Genomic DNA, 15,128 nt, shown 5'->3' with positions numbered 1-15,128 from the left:
AATAGATATTGAATATGATTATCAATTATATTTTATAAAAAATAATGGAGAAATAAAATGAATGCATCAGAACTATTTGTAAAGGCATTGGAAAATGAAGGTGTTGAGTATATCTTTGGTATTCCTGGTGAAGAAAATCTTGATTTTCTTGAAGCACTAAGGACATCAAATATTAAACTAATTTTAACAAGACATGAACAAGGTGCTGGATTTATGGCAGCAACTTATGGAAGACTAACAGGAAAAGTTGGAGTTTGTATTTCTACTTTAGGCCCTGGTGCTACAAATTTTGCTACAAGTGCGGCTTATGCACAACTTGGTGGAATGCCGATGATGATGATCACAGGGCAAAAACCAATTAAAAAATCTAAACAAGGACGATTCCAAATCGTTGATATTGTTGGTATGATGAAACCAATGACAAAATATGCGAAACAAGTTGTAAATGGAAATAATATTCCTTCAATGGTAAGAGAAGCGTTTAAAATTGCAACTACTGAAAGACCAGGTGCTGTTCATATTGAGTTACCTGAGGATATTGCCGCAGAAGAAGTAGAATTTAATATTTATCCAGTTAAACCTTTTAAATATCCAAAAGCAGGAAAAGAAGCAATTGCAGATGCAGTTGGTATGATTGAAAAAGCAAAAAGACCATTATTACTTATTGGTGCTGGTGCAAATAGAACAAGAATCGGTACAGCTTTAACTGATTTTGTTAATGAAACTGGAATCCCTTTCTTCTCAACACAAATGGGTAAAGGTGTAATTGATGAAAATCATAAACTTTGCTTGTCAACAGCTGCACTTTCAAAAGATGATTTTATTCACTGCGCGATTGAAAGAGCAGATTTAATCATCAATGTTGGACATGATGTTATTGAAAAACCACCATTTTTTATGGAAAATAAACCAAATGCAACAAAAGTTATTCATGTAAATTTCTTCCCATCAGAAGTTGATGATACTTATTTCCCTCAATTAGATGTAGTTGGTGATATTGCTTCAAATGTTTCTCAAATGACAGCAGCTATTTCTAAACAAGAGCATTGGGATTTTGATTATTATGTAAGATTAGCAGAAGATATTAGAACAAGATTATCTAAATATTTTGGTGATAATAGATTCCCTATTTTACCACAAAGAGCAGTAAGAGCTATTAGAAAAACTTTAGACGAAGAAGATATTGTAACACTTGATAATGGAGTTTATAAAATCTGGTTTGCAAGAAATTATAGATGTGCAAGACCAAATACATTATTATTAGACAATGCACTTGCAACTATGGGAGCAGGACTTCCATCTGGAATGGCTGCAAAAATGGTAAATCCTGATAAAAAAGTTGTTGCAGTTTGTGGTGATGGTGGATTTATGATGAATTCACAAGAAATGGAAACAGCAGTAAGATTAGGACTTGATTTAACAGTTGTTATTTTAAATGATAATGCATACGGTATGATTAAATGGAAACAAACAGGAATGGGATTTGAAACATTTGGTTTAGATTTAGATAATCCTGATTTTGTTAAATATGCAGAAGCATATGGAGCAACTGGACATAGACCACAAAGTGTTGAAGAATTTGAAGAAACTCTAGACAAATGTGTAAATGGAAAAGGTGTTCATTTAATAGATTTAGCAGTTGATTATTCTTTAAATCACTCAATTTTAAATGAGTTATTAGCTAAAAAACAATGTTTAATATGAAAATTTGAAAGGAAAAATATGAGTACAATAGAAGTAACATCACCATTTGACGGAAAAGTAGTTGGAACAGTTCCATTCACAACAGTTGAAGGAGTACAAAAAGCTATCGACACTGCATACGAAAGATATTTAGATGTTGATAACTGGATTCCAAAATATAAAAGAGTGGAAATCTTAGAAAACTTGATGAAGATTATGTCTTCACAAGTTGAAGAGTTAACAATTCTTTGCGCAAGTGAAGGTGGAAAACCATATATGGACTCAAAAGTAGAAGTACTAAGAGCTATTAATGGTGTAAAAATAGCAATCGAACAAATAGGACTTCAAGAAGGTCATGAAATTGCAATGGGACATACTCCAACAAGTACAAATAGAATAGCTTATACTATGAAAGAACCAATTGGAGTTGTTGTATCAATTTCAGCGTTTAATCACCCATTAAATTTAGCAATTCACCAAGTAATTCCAGCACTTGCAGTAGGTTGTCCAGTTATTATTAGACCAGCAACTCAAACTCCAATGTCTGCTGTAAGATTAGTGGAATTATTAAAAGAAGCTGGATTACCTGAAGGTTGGGCACAAGCAGTAGTTTGTGATAGAGCAGGTGGAGAACTTTTAGTTACAAGTCCTAAAACAGCATTCTTTTCATTTATTGGTTCAGGTCCTGTTGGTTGGTATTTAAACTCAAAAGCTAGTGCAGGAACAAGAAGTGCATTAGAACATGGTGGTGTTGCGCCTGTTATTGTTGAACCAGATGCTGATATTGAATCAATGATACCAGATCTTGTAAAAGGTGGATTCTACCATGCAGGTCAAGTTTGTGTTTCTGTTCAAAGAATTTTTGTACATGAATCAATTGCAAATACAGTTGCATCAAAAATTACTGAAAAAGCTTCAAAACTTGTAGTTGGAAATCAATTAGATCCTAAAACTGAAGTTGGACCATTAATTAATCACAACGAAGTAAATAGAGTTGAAGAGTGGGTTAATGATGCAGTTGCAAAAGGTGGAAAAATATTAACTGGTGGGAAAAGAATTTCTGATTCTTGTTATGAGCCAACTGTTATTTTCAATCCAAGTGATGATGCAATTATCTCTCAAAAAGAGATTTTTGGACCAGTTGTAGTTGTTTATCCATATAAAACTTTAGATGAAGCAATTAAAAGAGCAAATCAACTAGATGTTTCTTTCCAAGCAGCAGTATTTACAAAAAATATTGATACAGCTTTAAAAACTGTAAAAAGATTAAATGCAACAGCTGTTATGGTAAATGATCATACAGCATTTAGAGTTGATTGGATGCCATTTGGTGGAGCAAAAACTTCAGGTCTTGGATTAGGTGGAATTCCTGATACTATGGCTGAAATGCAAAATCAAAAAATGATGGTTATTAAATCACCAGTTTTATAATTTTTGATTTATGATTCTTTTAAAGCTAAGGTGAAAGCCTTAGCTTTTTTTATTTAAAAAAATTAGGGATAAAGAATGACTTGGGAAAATGTAATAAATATAGAAAAAGAAAAACCATATTATAAATTTTTAAAAGATGAAATAGATAAAAGATATGAAAATACAAGAGTATTTCCTGAAAAGAAAAATATTTTTAATGCTTTTTCTCTTACAAAATTGGATAATTTAAAAGTGGTAATATTAGGACAAGATCCTTATCATGGTTTTGGTCAGGCACAAGGTTTGGCTTTTTCAACACCAAAAAATATAAAAAATCCACCTTCAATGGTAAATATTTTAAAAGAGATAAATGATGATTTAGGTAAAAAATCTGTTTGTGAAGATGGAGATTTAACACCTTGGGCAAAACAAGGAGTTTTACTTTTAAATACAATCTTAACAGTTCAAGAAAGCTTAGCAAAGTCTCATCATAATTTAGGTTGGGAAACTTTTACAGATAATATAATTAAATTTATTAGTGACAATAAAGAGAATGTAATTTTTATTCTTTGGGGAAGTCCAGCTATTTCTAAATCAAAATTAATTGATAAGAAAAAACATCATATTTTAACTGCACCACATCCAAGTCCACTTTCATCTTATAGAGGATTCTTTGGTTGTAAACATTTTTCAAAAACAAATGAAATACTAAAAAGTTTAGGAAAAGAAGAGATAACTTGGTGATTAATCAAAAAGATTGAAAATTTTAGATTTTATTTTACTTAAGGATAATTTTATTGCAGAATATTTCATAATCTTTGCAATGTTTTTCCATCTTTTTTTTTCATAGCAAGGATTTGGACAAATTCTGCATCTAGGTTTTATTTCATGTGGACAATTATTTAATCTTTCAAAAGAGTAAATTATAGCTTCTTTGCACTCTTCACATAAATGAAGGTTTAATTCAACAGATTTCTCTTTATATATTAGATTTATAGTATAAGATTTTTGATTTAAATGTTTGTCATTACAATATAATTCATAAAATCTTTTTAGTGTTTGTATTTCTATCTCATATTTTTCAAATGTCATTTTATGTCTTTTCAAATTAAGATAGATATTATCTTAATTAATTTTCTTTTTTGAAATATTTACATAAAATACAGAATTAAACATTGATGATAATCAAGAAAAGAGTACAAATGATAAATAAAACGTTAGAAGATTTTTCTTTCTTTAATTTTCTAAATGAAACTGACTTATTACGATTAAAAGAAATTTCTATAAAAAAATATTTCAATAAAGATGAAATTTTATTTTATAAAGGAGATGAAGCAAAATATCTTCATCTCCTTTTAAAAGGAATAGCCAAACTTTATACTTATGATCATAAAGATAATGAAGTAATTATCCATAATCTAATGGGACCATCTTTGATTGCAGAAATTGTAAATTATGAAGAATTGAAATTTCCTGCAAATTGTTCTTTTGAAACTAAAGCAGAAGTATTATTAATTGATTATGATAAATTTAAAAAAGAGTTCTTATTAAAACCTGAAATATCAATGTTTTTTATTAAATCTTTAACAAAAAAAATAAAAGCTCTTGAGAGCTTTATAAACTATAATATCAGTTCAAATAGTTTAGAAAAAATTGCAAAATTTTTATATGATAATGAAGCAATTTTGATAAATCTAAAACAAGTAAAAATCGCTCAAATTTTAAATATAACTCCTGAAACATTCTCAAGAAAACTTGCAAAATTAAAAAAAGATAATATTATTCAAAATGATAAAGGTTACATAAAAATTTTAAACCATGAAAAATTAAAAAATTATATAAATAACTAAAATATAGTAGTTTTTTAAACTACTATATCAATAGAATTTACAACTCCCAATCCTGAACCATCTTCTTTTATAAAAATACCATTACTTTTTTGAACAGCTTGTTTTGATTCAATACTATTTTGATATGAAAATCCACTTTGTACATCACCTAAATAAATAGCTCCAACATTAGCATCTAAAAGAGAAATAAGTGAACTATTTCCAGATTCATCAATACTCCAGATCTTTAATTTATTAAAAATCATATCATTTTCATCTATGAAATTGTTATTGTCGCTATCATACATAGCAAGTTCTTTAAATCCATTATTAGTTTTTGGACCAAAAAGTTCACTTCCATTGTCTATACTTCCATTATCGTTCTTATCCAAAGCTAAAAATCCTGCACCATTTTTTAGATATGGAATCATCTCTGTTTCACCATTATTATCTAAATCAAAGGCAAATCGTAATGAACTAATATTTTCAAAAGGATTGATATCTTCTCCATAATTTATAATCAATGGATCAACAAAATTTTTATCTCCTATTATTATTTGAGAAGAACTTGCTTCATATAATTCTTTTGAAAATGAGATATTTAGATTCATTTCATAAGTATTATTTGGTGTTTGGAACTTAACAGAAGCAGAAAAATCAACACTTTGTTTTTGATAGTAGTTTTCTTGTGTTTGAAAAACCATAGCTTTGAGTTCTAGGGTTTTTTGGTTATCTTTATATGGATTTAAAGGCATAGTTATATTTTCTTTAAGATTAGAAACAATCTTTTTATTTGGATATAAAGATACTTTTTTTTCATTATTTAAACGTTCAAGAAGTTTTTCAATTATTAACTTTTTTATTCTATCTTCCAAACTCATATTATCTTCATAATTATATGCAACACGTTCATATTGAATAGAAGAAGCATAAGCTTGTTGGAAATTTAAGACAAATGCTTGATTTGTTTGTTTTTCATCTTGAGTTTTTTCCCCATAATGTAATTGTACACTTGTACTTGATGAATGTTTAAAAGCATATTGTGATTGAGAACTAAGCAAAATTTGAGAATTTTTTATAATCATAATAAATCCTTTTTAAACTAATATTAAGAATTGTATAACAAAAATAAAAAATTGTCAATTATATTTATTTTGCCTCGAATAAAGAGATATTTGAATTTGTTCTATTATTTTTCAATTTCATGCATCTTTTTTTAATTCTTTTAATAATATATAAGTATTCTTTTTATTTATTCTATTTAGTTGAACATATATAATTGCAACTATAATTACATTGAAATGTATCATTGCTTCTGTCAAAGGTAAATATATAAATAAAATTCCAGAAATTAAAATAAAAACAGGAGTTAAGAATTTTGCAAAAATTTCAGTTTTTTCACTTTTTTCTTTGTATTCTTTTTCATTTTGAGTTATATAATTTTTATCTTCTTGAGTTAATTTTTTTTCTGTTTTTAACTCATCAAGTTTTTTTATAACATCAATTCTTTTTTTATGTCTTAAATAAGAAACAACTAAAATTACAACAAGAATAATAGAAACAATATTTGAGATAATCTCAGGAGGCATTTGATTCATTTTTCACCTTTTAAATTTTGTTTTTAGATTAGCATAATTATATATAAGAATTTATTTAATAAGAAATTATAATGTTTTATTATATAATTTAAAAAATTATTTCAAGGAGAAAATATGAAAAAAATTGTTGCATTATTTGCATTATGTGGAAGTTTATTGTTTGGTGCAATAAATTTACAAACAGCAAGTAAAGAAGAACTTATGAGTATCAAAGGAATTGGTGAGAAAAAAGCTGAACAAATAATCGAATATAGAAAAACAAATAAGATAAAATCTCCTGAAGATTTAAAAAATATCAAAGGTTTTGGAGATAGTATAGTTACAAATGTTGAAAAAAATGTAACAGTAAAAGATAAAGCTGAAAAAACATTTGAAGAAACAAAAAAAGAAAAGAAAAAAGAGTTAAAAGAAAGTAAAGAAAAACTTAATAAAAAAGTAGAAGAAAAAGCGATTAAAACTCTTCAAAAATAGAAAGTTAGAGTAGGGAAACCTACTTTAATTTTTTTACTACATTTATGATAGAATCTTTTAAAAATTATAAAAAGGTAAATTTTGAAATTCTCTGTCAATGATTTTTGTCCTTGTGGAAGTTTAAAAAAATATAAAAAGTGTTGTAAACTTTTCCATGACAAAATAACTTTTCCAAAAACTGCACTTGAACTTATGAAATCAAGATTTTCTGCTTTTGCTGTATCTAATAGTGATTATATTATTTTTACAACTCATGAAAATAATCCTGATTTTACAATAGAGATAAAATCTTGGAGTAAAGATATTTTAAATTTTTCAAATAATACAGAATTTAAAAAGCTAGAAATCTTAGAGTTTATTGATGATGAAATAGAGAGTTTTGTAACTTTTAAAGCTACACTTATTCAAGGTAAAGAAGATATTTCATTTATCGAAAAAAGCAGATTTTTAAAAGTTGAAGGTATTTGGAAATATGTAGATGGAAATTTTTTAAACTAAGGATAGATATGAAAATACTTTTTTCTCCAAGTGAAACAAAAAATTCTGGTGGAATTACAACAAAATTTGATAATAATTCTTTTATTTTTCCAGAACTTTTTGAAAAAAGAATGCAAATAGTAAACGCTTATAATAGTTTTATAAAAAAAGCAACAAAAGATGAACTAATAAAACTTTTTGGAACAAAAAAAGATGATGTACTTGAACAATATAAAAAAGATATTTTTGAAACACCAACAATGAAAGTAGTAGAAAGATATGAAGGTGTTGCATTTGATTATTTGGAATATGGAAAATTAAATAAAGAAGAAAAAAGTTATATAGATGAAAATGTGATAATCTTTTCAAATCTTTTTGGACCTTTAAGTGCTGGAAATAGTGGACTTCCTGATTATAAATTAAAACAAGGTGAAACATTTGATAGCTTAAAAATAGAGAAATTCTATATGGATAATTTTTCAAAAGTTTTAGATGAATATTTAGAAAATGAAGATATTATTGATTTAAGAGCAGGGTTTTACGAAAAATTTTACAAAATAGATAAACCATATACAACAATGAAATTTATAAAAGATGGAAAAGTTGTAAGTCATTGGGCTAAAGCATATCGAGGAATAATTTTAAAACTTCTTGCAAAAAATGAGATAAAAACAATAGACGAACTTATGAATATGCAAATAGAAAATTTAAAAATCCAAGAGATAAAAAAACAGAAATTAAAAACTGAAATAGTTTATTCTATTATTTAAGGTGAAAAATGATTTTTGATAGTCCAATGCAAGCTTTTTTATTAGATAAAGAGGGTGGTGCTTTAGAATTAAGTTATGAAGAATTAAATAATGTTGATTCAACAAATAAAATATTATGGGTACATTTTGATTATTCAAGCAATGAAGCAAAAGAGTGGATAACAGATAAAAGTGGAATAGATTCAGTTGCTATTGATGCACTTCTAACAGAAGAAACAAGACCTAGAACAACAGTTTTAGGTGAAGCTTTGTTGATTGCATTAAGAGGTGTGAATCTAAATCCAAATTCTAAACCTGAAGATATGATTTCTATTAGATTATTTATTTCACCAAATTTAATAATAAGTACAAGAAAAAGAAATTTATTATCTGTTGGTGAAATAATTGATAATCTAAAAAAAGGTTCAGGAGTTAAAAGTTCTTCAGAATTTTTAGTTGAATTAACACTAAGAGTTACTGATAGAATGGATGATGTTATTGATCAAATACAAGAACGAACAGATTTTTTAGAAGAGATTTTGATAGAAAATTTTGACGCAGAATTTAGAAGCGAAATTTTAGCAATAAGACGAGAAACAATAATTCTAAAAAGATATTTATCTCCTCAAAAAGATGCTTTAATCAAATTATATAATGAAAAAATATCTTGGATAGATGAATATCAAAGAATAGAATTACGAGAGACAAATGACCAACTTATGAGACATATTGAAGAGTTAGATACAATTCGCGATAAAGTAATTTTGATTCAAGAAGAGTTAGCAAACAGTGTAAGTGAGCAGATGAACAGAAAGATGTATGTATTATCTATCATTTCTGCAATTTTTTTACCACTTACATTTTTAACTGGACTTTTAGGTATAAATATAGGTGGAATTCCTGGTGCAAAAGATGATAATGCTTTTTTAATATTCTCTTTTTTATTGATTATCGTTGTTACTATTCAATTTATAATTTTTAAAAAGAAGAAATGGATTTAAAAATCTAATTTCTTCTTAAATGAACATCCATTTGTGGAAAAGGTATTTCTATTTTATGTTCTTGTAAAGTATTATAAATAAATATTAAAAAATCTGACATATTTGATGAACCAACACCATTCTCATCAGGATTTTCACTAATCCAAACAAGTAACTCAAAATCAATCGAACTTGCATTCATCCCTGTCATTCTAACTTTTGCCATTTTTTCAGGGCTACTTCGTATATACATTAATGAACTATTTTGTAAAGATTTTAGAATTATTTTTATAACTTCTTCAATATTCGAGCCATAAGCTACTCCAAAAGGAACATTTAATCTTCTAATATCATCTGAAAATGTAAGATTTATTACATTATTTTGGATAAGGGTTGAGTTGGGAATGATAATATCAATATTATCAAAAGTAGTAATAACACTACTTCTCATATTTATTTGTGTCACTTTTCCTCTTAATCCAGCTTCAATCTCTATAATGTGACCAACTTGAATAGATTTCTCAAATATCAAAATAATTCCAGAAATAAAATTTGAAACTATATTTTGTAAGCCAAATCCAATACCAACTGATAATGCCCCAACTAAAATAGTAAGAGATGATAAATCTATTCCAATTGCATTTAATCCAAAGATAAAAGTAATAGCAACTAAAAAGTAATATCCAAGATTTGCAAGCATTGTTCTTGTTGCAATAGAAGTTGTTTTCAAATAGTGTGTAGTTGCATTTGAAATTTTTCTTTTATAAAATGTTGCAATTGAAAATCCAATTATAAAAATTAACAAGAATTTTGTAATTGCAAAAATAGAAATACCTTCTCCAATAGGAATAACAGGATTATTTATCTCTTGCCATGTATATTTAATCATATCAATAAAACTTTCTTTTGTATCAGCAAAAGTTGTTTTTGTAACTCCTAGATGTTCCCTTGATAAATATTTTAATAACTCAATTAAAGAGCTGTAATCTTCATTACTAGATTGAATAAATTCCTGTAAATTTTTACTAAAATCAAAATATTGTGATTTTTTATTTTTTAAAGATGGTAATAACTCTTCAATCTTTGTATAAATTATATTGTCAATAACTTTTGATTTTTCATTTTTAAGTTGATTAATATCATTTTCTAAAGAATTGATTTTTGATTCATTTTCACTTATTTGAGCTTTATCTAAAGCTAATAATAATCTTTTTTCTTCCTTTAATATTTGATTATAGTTAGTTTCTATTTTTGATAACTTTATTGCTAAATCTTCATTTGTCACAATTTTTAGACTATTTAAACTATCTAATAGTTTCTTCTTAAAATTCTTTTGATATTTTATATACTCTTCTATAATAGTTTTATTTTGTTTATTTTTTAAAATATAAAAGGCATATAAGAGTTGAGAATTTATAGTGGGATAAGCATCTTTTTCTGTTAATTTACTGATTTGTTCTTCTAAAATTTCAATTTTCTTAGATGTCTCTTCATATTCATCTTTTTTATTTGTAAAATCTGATTCAATTTTCAAATAATCTTTGATTTTTTTTATATAATCATCTAAATTTTCGATTTGAACCACATCTTTTAATGTAAATTGATTATCTTGTTTTATAAAATTTGAGAGTTTTTTTAGGAGTAGATTTTGATAATCAAGTTGCTCTTTTTCTTCTTGTGAAGCAGTTGTTTTTAAAGAATCAATTTTTTTTATTTGATCTTGATATAACTTATCTAAATTTTCATTAGTTCCTTCATACCAACTTTTATCTATTGCAATTGCAAAAATATTTGAAATTAAAAATAAAATCAAAAATACTATTCTCATTATAATCCTTTTAAAAAATGGAATTTTACTATTTTTTTATGAAATATAGTGAAATAAAAGATAAAAGAGCAAATAATGCACTAAATAAAAATAAAAATTCTCCATAAACTGCACCTGCAACAAATGCACCAATAAATCCACCTAAGCCATATGCAACACCATACATAAATTGTTGAGCTAATTTTTTATTTTCATAAAGTGTATATAAATAAATAATTACTGTACTGTGATAAAGTCCAAATGAAAAGGCATGAAGTGATTGAGTGAAAAATGTAATTGTTAATGAATCAGGATATAAATATAATAAAAACCATCTAACTATAGTTATTCCAACACAAATTTTTATAAGATTTAAAAGATTGTTTTTTAGTAGAGGTGCTTGGAAATATAACATTAGAATTTCACAAATTACTCCAAAAGACCATAAATATGAAGTCATTTCTAATGAGATATTGTGTTCCGTTTCATAAATAGTAAAGAAGTTATAAAAACCTCCAAAACTCATTTGCATGAAAAATAGACTAATCCAAAGTGGCCAATATTTTAAAAAAGAAAAAGGTTCTTTATTTTCACTTTCAACTTTTTGTACATCATATTTTAAAAGTAAAAGGGCAAATATAACAGTTAAAACATTTAAAACTAAATAGTAATGAATAGCAATAAATGGTTGAGTTAAAAATTTTGCTAAAACTAAAGAAATTATCATAAATCCAATAGAACCATAAAGTCTTGATTTTCCATACTTCTCTTTTCCTAATGTAGAAATTGCTGTAACTTCAAGGTAAGGTAAAATCAAAGATAAACAAGCAGCTAAAATAGCATTGTTTATCATAAAAAGAAAAAAGTTCTCAATAGTTAAATAAAAACATGCAGATGAAAATACTGAAATATAAAGTGCAGATTTAAACATCTTTTGATCAAGTTTAATATGTTTTAAAAATAAAAAAGGTGTAATAAATCTCATTAAAGGTGCAAGGGCAAAAATAATACCTATATCAAAAGTACTATATCCAATATCATGAAGTACCTTTGGTAAAAATATTATATAAACACCAACAGCAGCAAAATAAAAAAAATAAAATGCTGAAAGATTAAAAAAAAGCATTATTTTTCGTTAATTATAGTAGTGTTAGAAATTATATCTTGAAAAGTTTTTTTATCTTTGTTGAAATAAGGAACAAAAAGTAAGAAGAAAGAGATAATTGCAAATAAAGTTGCAAAATATCTAATAAAAACTTGAAAAAATGAAACTCTTTGTTTTGTTAAAGAATTAACTATTTTCATTCCATAAGCTTTCATTCCAGGTGTTTGAGATTTTACATACCAAAAAAAGACAATTATAAATGCACTAACACCTAAAATCAGACTCCAACCTAAAACTCTATTTTCAGCAAAGGCAGTGCCTCCACCTAAAATTAGATACATAACAATGTATGTGATTGGAGTTGTAATCAAAAAAGCATCTGTTAAAAATGCTTTAAATCTAGAAGGAAGAGATGTTAAATCACTTTTTAATGATTTAGTTTTAAGTTCATTTGTTTTATTTTGAACTTTATTATGTTTTACATCTCTCCATTTAGACATTAGTTTCCTCTGCTTCCTGGTTTGTAAGCAATACTTCCTTCTTTACACATAGGACACTCTTCAGGAGAATACATTTCAAATGCAAAATCTTCTAAAGCAAAAAGTGGTTTATCTAAAGGTAATTTACAGTTGTCTTTTCTTTCAATAGAACTTCCAACTCTTTCACAGAAACCTCTATTTGCTAAAGCAGCATAAGCAACTACAATTCCACCAGCTTTTTCGATTTCACGTGCAGCTTCAAGTGCACTTCCACCAGTTGTGATAATATCTTCACAAACGATATAAGTTTCACCTTCTTTTACTTCAAAACCTCTTCTAATAGTCATTTCACCATCAGCTCTTTCAGCAAAAATAAATCTTACATCAAGTGCAGTTGCAAGTGCAAATCCAGCTATTAATCCACCAAGTGCAGGAGAACAAACAGCATCAATTTTTAATCCAGATTTTTTTATCTGTTCTGCAAGTGCATCAGCTAATAATTTAGCAGTTTTAGGATCTTCTAAAACTTTTGCAGATTGTAAATAAAATTTTGAATGATTTCCACTACTTAATTTAAAATGACCTTCAAGTAGGGCAGAAGCGTCTTTATATATTTGTGCTACGTTCATGATTATACTTTTAAAATTTCAGCTTCTTTAGCTTTGAATGTATCATCAGCTTTTAAAACATAAGAATCAGTGATTTTTTGAATTTCGTCTTGAGCTTTTTTACTTTCATCTTCAGTAATAGCTTTATCTTTTAACAGATTTTTGATTTTCGTATTAGAATTTTGTCTGATATTTCTAATTGCAACTTTTGCATGATCAGTCATACCTTTAGCTTGTTTAGCTGTTTCTTGTCTTTGTTCAACAGTCATTGGTGGGAAGAATAGTTTAATAATTACACCGTCATTATTTGGATTAACACCAATATTTGCAGTTTGAATAGCTTTTTCAATTGGTCCTAAAAGATTTTTTTCCCATGGGCTAATAGTAATAGTTGTAGCATCTGGTGCTAAAACAGAACCAACTTGACTTAAATCAGTAGGTGTTCCATAATAATCAACTTTAATACCATCTAAAATATTTGTGCTAACTTTTCCCGTTCTTAAAGATTTGTAATCTCTTTTTAATGCATCGATAGCTTTGTCCATATGTTCTTTAGTTTGAGCATATACTTCTTCTAACATTTATTCTCCTTTATTTGATTAGTAATTTATTTGAAATAGTGTAATAGTCAGTACTTATAGCTATTCTATTTCTATTTAGATTTAGTTTTTTATCTAATTTGATATCTATTATACCATTTTTAACTTTGATATCTTGCCATCCATAAGTTGATATAAACAATTTTGCATCTTTTATATCTTTATTTACTTCAACTTTTACATGTTTTAGTATTCCATCTTTTGGATAAACTTGAGGTTCTATCCAGTTTGCTTCAAGAGTTTTATATTTTATCTTCTCTTCTAAATTTATTTTTCCAACAAGTGCTATTCTATTTAAATCGAATAAATCACTTTTTTCATTTACTGAACCATTATTTTGATTCATAATATATTCAAAACCAAAATTTTTTATCTCTTTTTTTACTCTTTCATCATATTCACCATAAGGATAAGAGTATGCTTTTGGTTTAAATCCTAAATTCTTTTCAAATATTTCTAATGCTAAATTAGTATCTTTATTAATTTCTTCATTAGTTAATTTTACAAGTTGCTTATGTGAATATGAGTGAAGTTCAATCTCTCCATATTTTGAAGCCTCTTTTATTTCATCCCAAGTCATAAAATCAGGATATTTTTTTTGAGTTGCTTCAACATAAACAAAAAGAGTAAATGGATAGTTATATTTTTTAAATAATTCTAAACCATTTTGATAAAAACTTTTGTACGCGTCATCAATTGTAAATGCAATCCAATTATCTGGTATTTTTTCTTTATTTTTTAGTTTCTCAACAATTTTTGAAACAGTTACAACTTTATAATTATTAGTTTTGAAATATTCAAACTCTTTTTTTAATTCTTGTAAAGATGTATTTGTACTTTCATGTTTTGAATCACCAAATCGATGGTAAACAAAAACATGAGCATTTGCATTTAAATAAAGATAAGATAAACAAAGAAGTAAGAAATACTTCATATTTCTTTATTCTTTGTATTATTTATTTTCAGGAGCTGTTGGAACAGGTGTTGCTGTTGGAGCAGCAGGAGCTGAATCAGTTTGAGTTGTTGGTGTTGTTGGGATTAAAGAATCAGTTTTTATTGTGTCAACAGCACTTTGATTTCTTTGTTGATTATATAAATATCCTAATGCAACAGTATTTATAACAAAAACTAATCCTAAAGCCATTGTAGCTTTTGTTAAGAAATTTGCTGGACCTTTAGCACCAAATAATGAATCATTACTTCCACTATATGCTCCAAGACCAATGCTTGAGCTTTTTTGAAGTAAAATGATTATAGTTAATAAGATTGCTAAAACAAACTGAACGATTAAAAGTGTAGATGTCATTATCTATTTCCTTTTTAAAAAATGGTA

18 protein-coding genes are annotated in these 15,128 nt (G+C 26.4%); 8 read left to right on the top strand and 10 right to left on the bottom strand.

Going from position 1 to position 15,128, the window contains the following annotated elements; genetic code table 11:
* Positions 1–57 precede the first annotated feature (57 nt).
* From ADFLV_RS14715 to ung, 3 genes are all read left to right on the top strand, one after another.
* A complete protein-coding gene (locus tag ADFLV_RS14715) occupies positions 58–1,704 on the top strand; it encodes an acetolactate synthase large subunit (protein ID WP_129011840.1) in 1,647 nt (548 codons plus the stop codon).
* An 18-nt stretch (positions 1,705–1,722) separates the two neighbouring features.
* On the top strand, positions 1,723–3,114 hold the full coding sequence (locus tag ADFLV_RS14710; RefSeq protein WP_129011839.1) for an aldehyde dehydrogenase family protein: 1,392 nt from the start codon (positions 1,723–1,725) through the stop codon (positions 3,112–3,114).
* A 75-nt stretch (positions 3,115–3,189) separates the two neighbouring features.
* Positions 3,190–3,837 carry a uracil-DNA glycosylase gene (ung, locus tag ADFLV_RS14705; protein ID WP_129011838.1) on the top strand — a complete coding sequence of 216 codons (648 nt, stop codon included), beginning with the start codon at positions 3,190–3,192 and terminating at the stop codon, positions 3,835–3,837.
* On the opposite strand, the gene ADFLV_RS14700 is transcribed toward ung, so the two are convergent.
* Positions 3,838–4,185 carry a nitrous oxide-stimulated promoter family protein gene (locus tag ADFLV_RS14700; protein ID WP_129011837.1) on the bottom strand — a complete coding sequence of 116 codons (348 nt, stop codon included), beginning with the start codon at positions 4,183–4,185 and terminating at the stop codon, positions 3,838–3,840.
* Positions 4,186–4,295: 110 nt separating this feature from the next.
* Between ADFLV_RS14700 and ADFLV_RS14695 the strand changes: the two genes are divergently transcribed.
* On the top strand, positions 4,296–4,943 hold the full coding sequence (locus ADFLV_RS14695) for a Crp/Fnr family transcriptional regulator (RefSeq protein WP_129011836.1): 648 nt from the start codon (positions 4,296–4,298) through the stop codon (positions 4,941–4,943).
* 14 nt (positions 4,944–4,957) lie between these two features.
* Here the strand turns inward: ADFLV_RS14695 and ADFLV_RS14690 are convergent, their stop codons facing one another.
* Both ADFLV_RS14690 and ADFLV_RS14685 read right to left on the bottom strand, forming a co-directional pair.
* Positions 4,958–6,007: a hypothetical protein gene (locus ADFLV_RS14690; RefSeq protein ID WP_129011835.1), complete on the bottom strand. Its 1,050-nt coding sequence runs from the start codon at positions 6,005–6,007 to the stop codon at positions 4,958–4,960.
* Between the two features lie 117 nt (positions 6,008–6,124).
* Complete coding sequence (locus ADFLV_RS14685; protein WP_014475468.1) at positions 6,125–6,520, bottom strand: hypothetical protein; 396 nt, start codon at positions 6,518–6,520, stop codon at positions 6,125–6,127.
* 114 nt (positions 6,521–6,634) lie between these two features.
* Between ADFLV_RS14685 and ADFLV_RS14680 the strand changes: the two genes are divergently transcribed.
* The 4 genes from ADFLV_RS14680 to ADFLV_RS14665 all read left to right on the top strand — a co-directional run bounded on the left by ADFLV_RS14680 (position 6,635) and on the right by ADFLV_RS14665 (position 9,218).
* Entirely contained in the window at positions 6,635–6,991 is a 357-nt protein-coding gene (locus ADFLV_RS14680) for a ComEA family DNA-binding protein (protein WP_014475467.1), read from the top strand.
* An 81-nt stretch (positions 6,992–7,072) separates the two neighbouring features.
* Positions 7,073–7,489 (top strand): YchJ family metal-binding protein, encoded by a 417-nt coding sequence (locus tag ADFLV_RS14675; RefSeq protein WP_129011834.1) that lies wholly within the window; start codon positions 7,073–7,075, stop codon positions 7,487–7,489.
* A gap of 8 nt (positions 7,490–7,497) precedes the next feature.
* A complete protein-coding gene (locus ADFLV_RS14670; protein ID WP_129011833.1) occupies positions 7,498–8,238 on the top strand; it encodes a YaaA family protein in 741 nt (246 codons plus the stop codon).
* Between the two features lie 8 nt (positions 8,239–8,246).
* On the top strand, positions 8,247–9,218 hold the full coding sequence (locus tag ADFLV_RS14665) for a zinc transporter ZntB (RefSeq protein ID WP_014475464.1): 972 nt from the start codon (positions 8,247–8,249) through the stop codon (positions 9,216–9,218).
* A gap of 4 nt (positions 9,219–9,222) precedes the next feature.
* Here ADFLV_RS14665 and ADFLV_RS14660 read toward each other — a convergent pair whose 3' ends face one another.
* Genes ADFLV_RS14660 through secG form a run of 7 tightly spaced genes read right to left on the bottom strand, consistent with a single transcriptional unit; the run spans position 9,223 to position 15,101 of the window.
* Positions 9,223–11,025, bottom strand: a complete 1,803-nt coding sequence (locus ADFLV_RS14660) for a mechanosensitive ion channel domain-containing protein (RefSeq protein ID WP_129011832.1) — start codon at positions 11,023–11,025, stop codon at positions 9,223–9,225.
* 28 nt (positions 11,026–11,053) lie between these two features.
* The gene (locus ADFLV_RS14655) at positions 11,054–12,130 is read right to left on the bottom strand and encodes an MFS transporter (RefSeq protein WP_129011831.1); all 1,077 of its coding nucleotides are present in this window, start codon (positions 12,128–12,130) and stop codon (positions 11,054–11,056) included.
* Complete coding sequence (locus ADFLV_RS14650) at positions 12,130–12,609, bottom strand: RDD family protein (protein ID WP_014475461.1); 480 nt, start codon at positions 12,607–12,609, stop codon at positions 12,130–12,132. The genes ADFLV_RS14655 and ADFLV_RS14650 overlap by 1 nt, the downstream gene beginning before the upstream one ends.
* On the bottom strand, positions 12,609–13,217 hold the full coding sequence (gene pyrE / locus ADFLV_RS14645; protein WP_129011830.1) for an orotate phosphoribosyltransferase: 609 nt from the start codon (positions 13,215–13,217) through the stop codon (positions 12,609–12,611). Before pyrE ends, ADFLV_RS14650 begins: the two co-directional genes overlap by 1 nt.
* 2 nt (positions 13,218–13,219) lie before the next feature.
* Complete coding sequence (frr, locus tag ADFLV_RS14640) at positions 13,220–13,777, bottom strand: ribosome recycling factor (protein ID WP_014475459.1); 558 nt, start codon at positions 13,775–13,777, stop codon at positions 13,220–13,222.
* 10 nt (positions 13,778–13,787) lie between these two features.
* Complete coding sequence (locus ADFLV_RS14635) at positions 13,788–14,729, bottom strand: polysaccharide deacetylase family protein (RefSeq protein ID WP_129011829.1); 942 nt, start codon at positions 14,727–14,729, stop codon at positions 13,788–13,790.
* Between the two features lie 18 nt (positions 14,730–14,747).
* Positions 14,748–15,101: a preprotein translocase subunit SecG gene (gene secG, locus ADFLV_RS14630; protein WP_014475457.1), complete on the bottom strand. Its 354-nt coding sequence runs from the start codon at positions 15,099–15,101 to the stop codon at positions 14,748–14,750.
* Positions 15,102–15,128 lie beyond the last annotated feature (27 nt).

This window comes from Arcobacter defluvii, from assembly GCF_013201725.1.
Taxonomy (GTDB): Bacteria; Campylobacterota; Campylobacteria; order Campylobacterales; family Arcobacteraceae; genus Aliarcobacter; species Aliarcobacter defluvii.
This window is presented reverse-complemented; position numbering and strand designations above follow the sequence as displayed.